This is a genomic window from Plasticicumulans sp. (assembly GCF_035331805.1).
Lineage (GTDB): Bacteria > Pseudomonadota > Gammaproteobacteria > Competibacterales > Competibacteraceae > Plasticicumulans.
Genome location: NZ_DAOLKE010000068.1, coordinates 3874 through 10173 on the forward strand (window position 1 = coordinate 3874; position 6300 = coordinate 10173).

At 68.1% G+C, this 6300-nt stretch carries 4 protein-coding genes; 3 read left to right on the plus strand and 1 reads right to left on the minus strand.

What is annotated here, in order from left to right:
- Window positions 1–203 precede the first annotated feature (203 nt).
- Both PKE44_RS07145 and PKE44_RS07150 read left to right on the plus strand, forming a co-directional pair.
- Window positions 204–686, plus strand: a complete 483-nt coding sequence (locus PKE44_RS07145) for a universal stress protein (RefSeq protein ID WP_324549515.1) — start codon at window positions 204–206, stop codon at window positions 684–686.
- Between the two features lie 277 nt (window positions 687–963).
- Window positions 964–2109: an NF038122 family metalloprotease gene (locus PKE44_RS07150; protein ID WP_324549517.1), complete on the plus strand. Its 1146-nt coding sequence runs from the start codon at window positions 964–966 to the stop codon at window positions 2107–2109.
- A gap of 1 nt (window position 2110) precedes the next feature.
- Here PKE44_RS07150 and PKE44_RS07155 read toward each other — a convergent pair whose 3' ends face one another.
- Window positions 2111–3748, minus strand: coding sequence for a CorA family divalent cation transporter (locus PKE44_RS07155; RefSeq protein WP_324549519.1), 1638 nt, complete (start codon window positions 3746–3748; stop codon window positions 2111–2113).
- Window positions 3749–3872: 124 nt separating this feature from the next.
- On the opposite strand from PKE44_RS07155, the gene PKE44_RS07160 reads away from it, so the two are divergent.
- On the plus strand, window positions 3873–6299 hold the full coding sequence (locus PKE44_RS07160) for a CHASE domain-containing protein (protein ID WP_324549521.1): 2427 nt from the start codon (window positions 3873–3875) through the stop codon (window positions 6297–6299).
- The last annotated feature ends 1 nt before the right edge of the window (window position 6300 follow it).

The following is a 6300-nucleotide window of genomic DNA, read 5'->3' on the forward strand; positions in this document are numbered from 1 at the left end:
CATGACCGGGCGCGGTTGCCGGCGGGGATCCCATCGCGACTGCCTGACCGGCGTCAGGGCGGAGGTCGATGTCGGCTTGCATGATGGATCATAAGCCAGACCAATTCTTTTTCTGGTCATACCAACTTACCAGTTGGCGACGCAGCAACCCCCGACTAAGCTTCGCCCGGCTGTTTTCACCATCCGATAAGAGGAGAGCCAACATGGCCTACAGCATCGGCACCATCCTGTACGCAACCGACCTCGGCCCGCGCAGCCTCGAAGTCTTCCAGCACGCCGTCGGCTATGCCCGCCAGTTCGGCGCGAAGATGCACGTGATCACCTGCATCGAGGCGATCGGCGACTACGCCAACGTCACGCTCGACACCTACGTGCCGGCCGAAGTCATCGCGCAGATCCGCGAGGACGGCATCAAGCGCATCAACGAGGAGATCGAGACCCGCTTCAACCGTCACGACGCCGCGCACCCGGACAACACCTGCCGCGAGGTCATCGCCTCGGTGCAGATCATCGAAGGCAGCGCTGCCGACGTCGTGCTGAGCGAGCAGAAGCGTCTGAATGCCGACCTGATCGTGCTCGGCTCGCACGGTCACACCGCGCTTGGCGAGATGCTGATCGGCTCGGTCGCGCACAAGGTCACCGTGAAGTCGCCGGTGCCGGTGCTGCTGGTGCCGATCAATCAGTGAGCCTGCAGTGAGCCTGCCGGCACCAGGCCGGTCTGCTCCATGTCCGGACCCCGCGCGGCTGCAAGGCCTCGCGGGGTTTTTCATGTCCGGTTTCATGTACAGGCTGCAGATGGTGCGCTGCACAAAACATGAACGATTGTAAAGAATTTACAAGGCACTGATGGGTTTGATGTTTCTGCAATAATTGCCCGAATCTGCAGGGTCGCTCGTCCCTGCATCCCGCCGGCATCGCCGGTGTCCGGTCCGATTGCAGTGCCTTCCCTCCGGCAGGTGTCCCATGTCTTCCCCGTTTTCCGTGCGCTGCGCACGATCCGGCCTTGTCATCGCCACGCTGTTGCTGCCGGTGCTGCCGGTACAGGCGCTGACGTTCAACTTCATCGCCGATGCCGGCATGGATGCGCAGGCCTACGATGCCTTCGTGCGTGCCGGCAACCGCTGGAGCAGCGTCTTCACCGATCCGGTCACGGTCAATCTGCGCATCGGCTATTCGGCGCTCGCCAGTGGCGTGCTGGCCCAGGCCTCCTCGACGCAGACGATCGTGCCCTACACGAATTTCGTCAGCGCCCTGCGGGCCGATCGCACCAGCAGCCAGGACACGACGGCAGTCAGCAATCTGTCGGCCGACCTGAAATTCCTGACCAACCGTACCAGTGACAGCCCGAACGGTCCGGGTTCGGCGACGCCGTATCTCGACGATGACGGTTCCTTCAACAACCAGTACCTGCGCATGACCTCGGCCAACGCCAAGGCCCTGGGACTGATGTCGGCGACCGCGACGGGCACCGATGCGACGATCACGTTCAGCAACGCGTTCAGTTACGACTTCAAGCCCTGGGACGGCATCGTGGCCGGGACTTTCGATTTCACCGGTCTGGCCTCCCACGAGATCGGTCATGCGCTCGGCTTCGTGTCGGGCGTCGACATCCTCGATTATTACGCCGGCCACGGCGGGCCGTACGGCGAGGACAACTTCCTGCTCGATCCGCTGGACCTGTTCCGCTACAGCGTCGACAGCGCCGCGCTCGGCGTTGCCGATTTCACGGCCGATGCGCGCGCCAAGTATCTGTCCCTGAACGACGGGCGCACGCTTCTCGATTCCCTGTCGACCGGCGTCTATTACGGCGACGGTCGTCAGGACAGTCACTGGAAGGACAATCTCGGCATCGGCGTCATGGATCCCACCGCCGCCGCCGGTGAACTGCTCAAATTCGGCGAGGCAGACCTGCGGGCGCTGGATGTGGTCGGCTGGAACCGGATTTCCGCGACCGGCAGCGCGGCTTCGGCCCCGGGCAGTGCCGGCATCGCCGGTACGGCGGCGGTCCCGGCCAATGCCGTCGATGTCGATGCGCCCGCCACGCTGTGGCTGCTCGGCAGTGCAGCCCTCCTGCTGCTTGCCCGGCGCCGGACCGCGGGAGCGGGCTGATTCAGCGCCAGACCTTCAGCAGCGCGGCGATCTTGCGCCAGAACGGCTCGCGCTCGTCGGACAGCAGATCGAGAAAGTCCGACAGGCGCTTGGATTTCATGACCGTGTAGAACGTCACCCAGGTCGTCGCGGCGAGCACGCCGAGGAAATACAGCGCCTTGCCGGCCGGTGACAGTCCGTCGAAGCCGAGCAGGTTCATGCCGAAGAACCCGGTCACCGTCGTGCCGATCAGGCCGAAGGCGGTGACCACGGTCAGGCGCACGACGGTGTTGGCCTGGCGGCGCAGCGAGTCGGAATCGAGATAGATGTTCATGTCCTCGATGCGCTCGCGCACCTCGGTGTAGAGGGCCTCGGTGCCGAGGAATTCACGCTGCATCCGGTACAGCTCGCGCGCATGGTACTGGTCGGAGAGCTGCCGGAACCAGTAGCGGTGCGTGAAGCGCAGGAAGATTTCCTTGATCCTGCGGATCTCGCGCTTGAAGCGCTTGACCGATTCCGGGTCGTGGATGTCGAGCTGCTTCAGCCAGTAGCCGAGCCGGTCCGCCATCATGAACAGCGCCGCCTTGTGCAGGTGCGGGATCAGGAACAGCAGGAAGTACTGATGGCGGAACTGCTCCAGCAGGCTCGCGCCCGGCGTGTAGAAGTACGGCGACTGCGCGCTGCCGACCATCATGAAAGCCTCGCCGCAGCAGAGGTAGCGCCCGCCCGGGGTGGCGTCCGGTGCCGTGTGCCAGAAGCGGTCGTAACAGTGGCGGGCCTCGAAGCCATCGGCCTCGGCCCCGCAGTACGGCGCGCGTTCCGGCGGGCCGGGCGGGGTCACGAAGGTCAGGCGCATGAAGTCGTTGCGGCTCAGCTGGCGCGGATCGCCGTCGATCGCCAGATAACCCATGACCGGCATGCGGTGGTATTCGAGCTGGCGGTAGCGCAGCACGCCGCCTGCGTCCGAGTGATGCTGCACCAGCGGCCGCAGGATGAAATCCCAGTGCGCGGCCTCGGTCGGTGCGCGGTACTCGCAGACGTGGCGCAGGAATCTGCCGCGGTCCTCGTAATCGGAGGCTGCGAGCACGCTGCCATCGGCGGCCAGCCATTCGACGCGCTGCAGGCAGTGGCCGCCGCTGCCGTCGGCCTCCCAGTAGACCGGATAGGCGCGGCCGAAGCGGAACATCAGGTCCTGCACGACCTGCAGGTCGAGATCCGAGCCGTACAGCTCGATCGTCAGCACCGTCACATCGAGGTCATAGAAGAAGTACAGGTCGACGTGTGCGACCTCCAGCACCAGCACCGGGCGCTGCGGATCGGCGAAGGTGCAGCGCACGCGCTTCACGTCGTTGCGCCGGAACACGCGGATCGGGGATTCCGCCGGCTTCGACACCCGGCCCTTGCCGTCGCCGTACAGGAAGCGGCGCACGTGCGGCAGGAAGGTCACGAACTCGCCGTAGTGGCGCTCCTGGAAGCCGGCCGGATCGCCGGTGAACTCGTCGTCGACCTCGCGCCACGGATGCTGCGCCTGCGACTGTTCGAGCACCTGCCAGTGGTTCTGGATCTGGCTGTCGGCGCGCAGCGGCATCAGCTGCAGCGGCCAGAGCAGGATCTCGCGGAAATGGCTCACGCGCGGGCAGCGGGCAGCAGCATCGGTCATGGCGGACGGCACTCGGGCGAGGGGCTGCGAGTATAGGCAGGCGCAGCACAAGGGCCCGCGCGCCGGGCGTAGCGGATACCATGGGTGACTGTGTCATTCCGTTTCCGCGCCGGAGTCCGTCCTCTTGCCCCCGAATTTGACCGCTGCCGCGCTGCGTCGCGGCCGGGCGATCGTGCTGATGGCCATCGCCTATTTCGTCCTTGCCCGGCTCGGGCTGCTGCTGGCGATCCCCCCCGGTTATGCGACGGCGATCTGGCCGCCGTCGGGCATCGCGCTCGCCGGCGTGCTGCTCTACGGCGCACGCGTTGCGCCGGGCATCTGGCTCGGATCGTTCGTCGCCAACGCCGTGACCGCCGCCGACCTCTCCGGTCTGCCGGCGCTGCTGCACAGCCTGCTGCTGCCGGCCGTGATCGGCTGCGGCGCGATGCTGCAGGCCCTCTTCGGCGCCTGGCTGATCCGGCGCTGGGTCGGGTTTCCGGGGCCGCTGCAGCGCGAGCGCGAGATCATCGCCTTCCTGCTGCTCGGCGGGCCGGTCGGCTGCCTGCTGTCGGCCAGCATCGGCGCGAGCGCGCTGGTGCTGGCCGGGGTCGTGGCGGCGCACGCCTGGGCGTTCACGTGGTGGAACTGGTGGGTCGGCGACAGCATCGGCGTGCTGGTGGTCACGCCGCTGGTGCTGGTGGCGCTGGGCCGGCCGCGGCGGCTGTGGCGCCGGCGGGCCCTGACCGTGGCCGGGCCGCTGACCATCACGTTCGCAGCCGCGGTGCTGGTGTTCGTGTGGACCAGCGGGCGCGAGCAGGCGCGGCTGCAGGCCGAGTTCGATGCGCGGGCCGCGGCGCTCGCCTCGGCGCTGTCCGACAATTTCGATGATTACGTCGGCGTGCTGTATTCGCTGCGCGATTTCTACGCCGCCTCGCAGGATGTCGAGTCCGAGGAGTTCGCGCGGTTCGCGCAGCCTGCGCTGCAGCGCCATCCGGGTCTGCGGGCGCTGTCGTGGAACCGCGTGCTCGATGACGGGCAGCGCGATGCCTGGGAGCAGGCGATGCGCGCAGGCGGTCAGCCCGGCTTCACACTGACCGAGCGCGCTGCGGATGGTCAGCTGCAGCCGGCGGCGCGCCGGTCTGCCTACGTCGCCATCGAAACCATCGTCCCCGATCGCGGCAATCACAGTGCGATCGGTTACGACGTGGCCTCGGACCCGGTGCGGCGTGCGGCGATGGAGCGGGCGCGCGACAGCGGCCAGCCGGTCGCCACCAGCCGCATCGCGCTGGTGCAGGACGCCAGCGCCGCGCGCGGGATGCTGGTGTTCATGCCGATCTATGCCAACGATCAGCCGGTCGAGACCATCGAACAGCGGCGCGAAGCGCTGCGCGGCTACGGCGTCGGCGTGTTCCTGATCGACGAGATCGTGGCCACGGCCGTGCGCGGGCTGGCGCCGCAGGGCATCGAACTGCGCATCCGCGAGGCCGGGGCCAGGCTGCTGTGCAGCTACCGTGACCCGGGACCCTGCCGGGACGACGGGATGGAACCGGCGCCGGCGGCCCGCGGCACGCTGCTCTGGACCTCGGAGCGCGAATTCGCCGGCAACCGCTGGCGGCTGGATCTGGTGTCGACAGCCGAGTACGAGGCCGCGCAGCGCAGCCTGGTGGCCTGGGCGGTGCTCGCCGGCGGGCTGCTGTTCACCGGCCTGCTCGGGGCCTTCCTGCTCGCGGTCAGCGGCCGTGCCGCCGTGGTCGAGCGCCTGGTCGAGGAGCGCACGCGCGCGCTGGAGGCGGCCAACGTTGCGCTCGCACACGAGATTGCCGAGCGCCGGCGCTACGAGACACGGCTGCAGGAGCAGAACGTCGAGCTGGTCGCCGCCAGCCGCGCCAAGGATCGCTTCCTCGCCAGCATGTCGCACGAGCTGCGCACGCCGCTGAACGCGATCATCGGCTTCACCGGCATCCTGCTGATGAAGCTGTCCGGGCCGCTCAGTGCCGAGCAGGAGCAGCAGCTGCGCACGGTGCGCAGCGCCGCCGATCACCTGCTGGCGCTGATCAGCGACCTGCTCGATCTCGCCCGCATCGAATCCGGTGCCGCCGAGCTGTCGCGCGAGCCGGTCGATCTGGCCGAGGTGCTCGCCGAGACGCAGCGCACGCTGCTGCCGCTCGCCGGCGAGCGCGGTCTGGTGCTGGCGCTGCAGGTGCCGGACGGCGACTGGACGGTCCCGTGCAACCGTCGCGCCTTCGGCCAGATCGTGCTGAACCTCGCCGGCAACGCCATCAAGTTCACGCCGGCCGGGCGCATCGACGTGCGGCTGGCACGCATCGCCGATGGCAGTGGCGAGCGCATCCAGCTCAGCGTCAGCGACACCGGCCCGGGCCTCGACCCGGAGGCGCAGGCCCGGCTGTTCCGGCCCTTCGAACAGCTCGGCACGCCGGCCCGTCAGGAGGGCACCGGCCTCGGCCTGTACCTGAGCCAGAAGCTCGCGCACCAGCTCGGCGGCCACATCAGCTGCCGCAGCAAGCCGGGGGAGGGCTGCACGTTCACGCTGGTGCTGCCGACCGGCGAGTGAA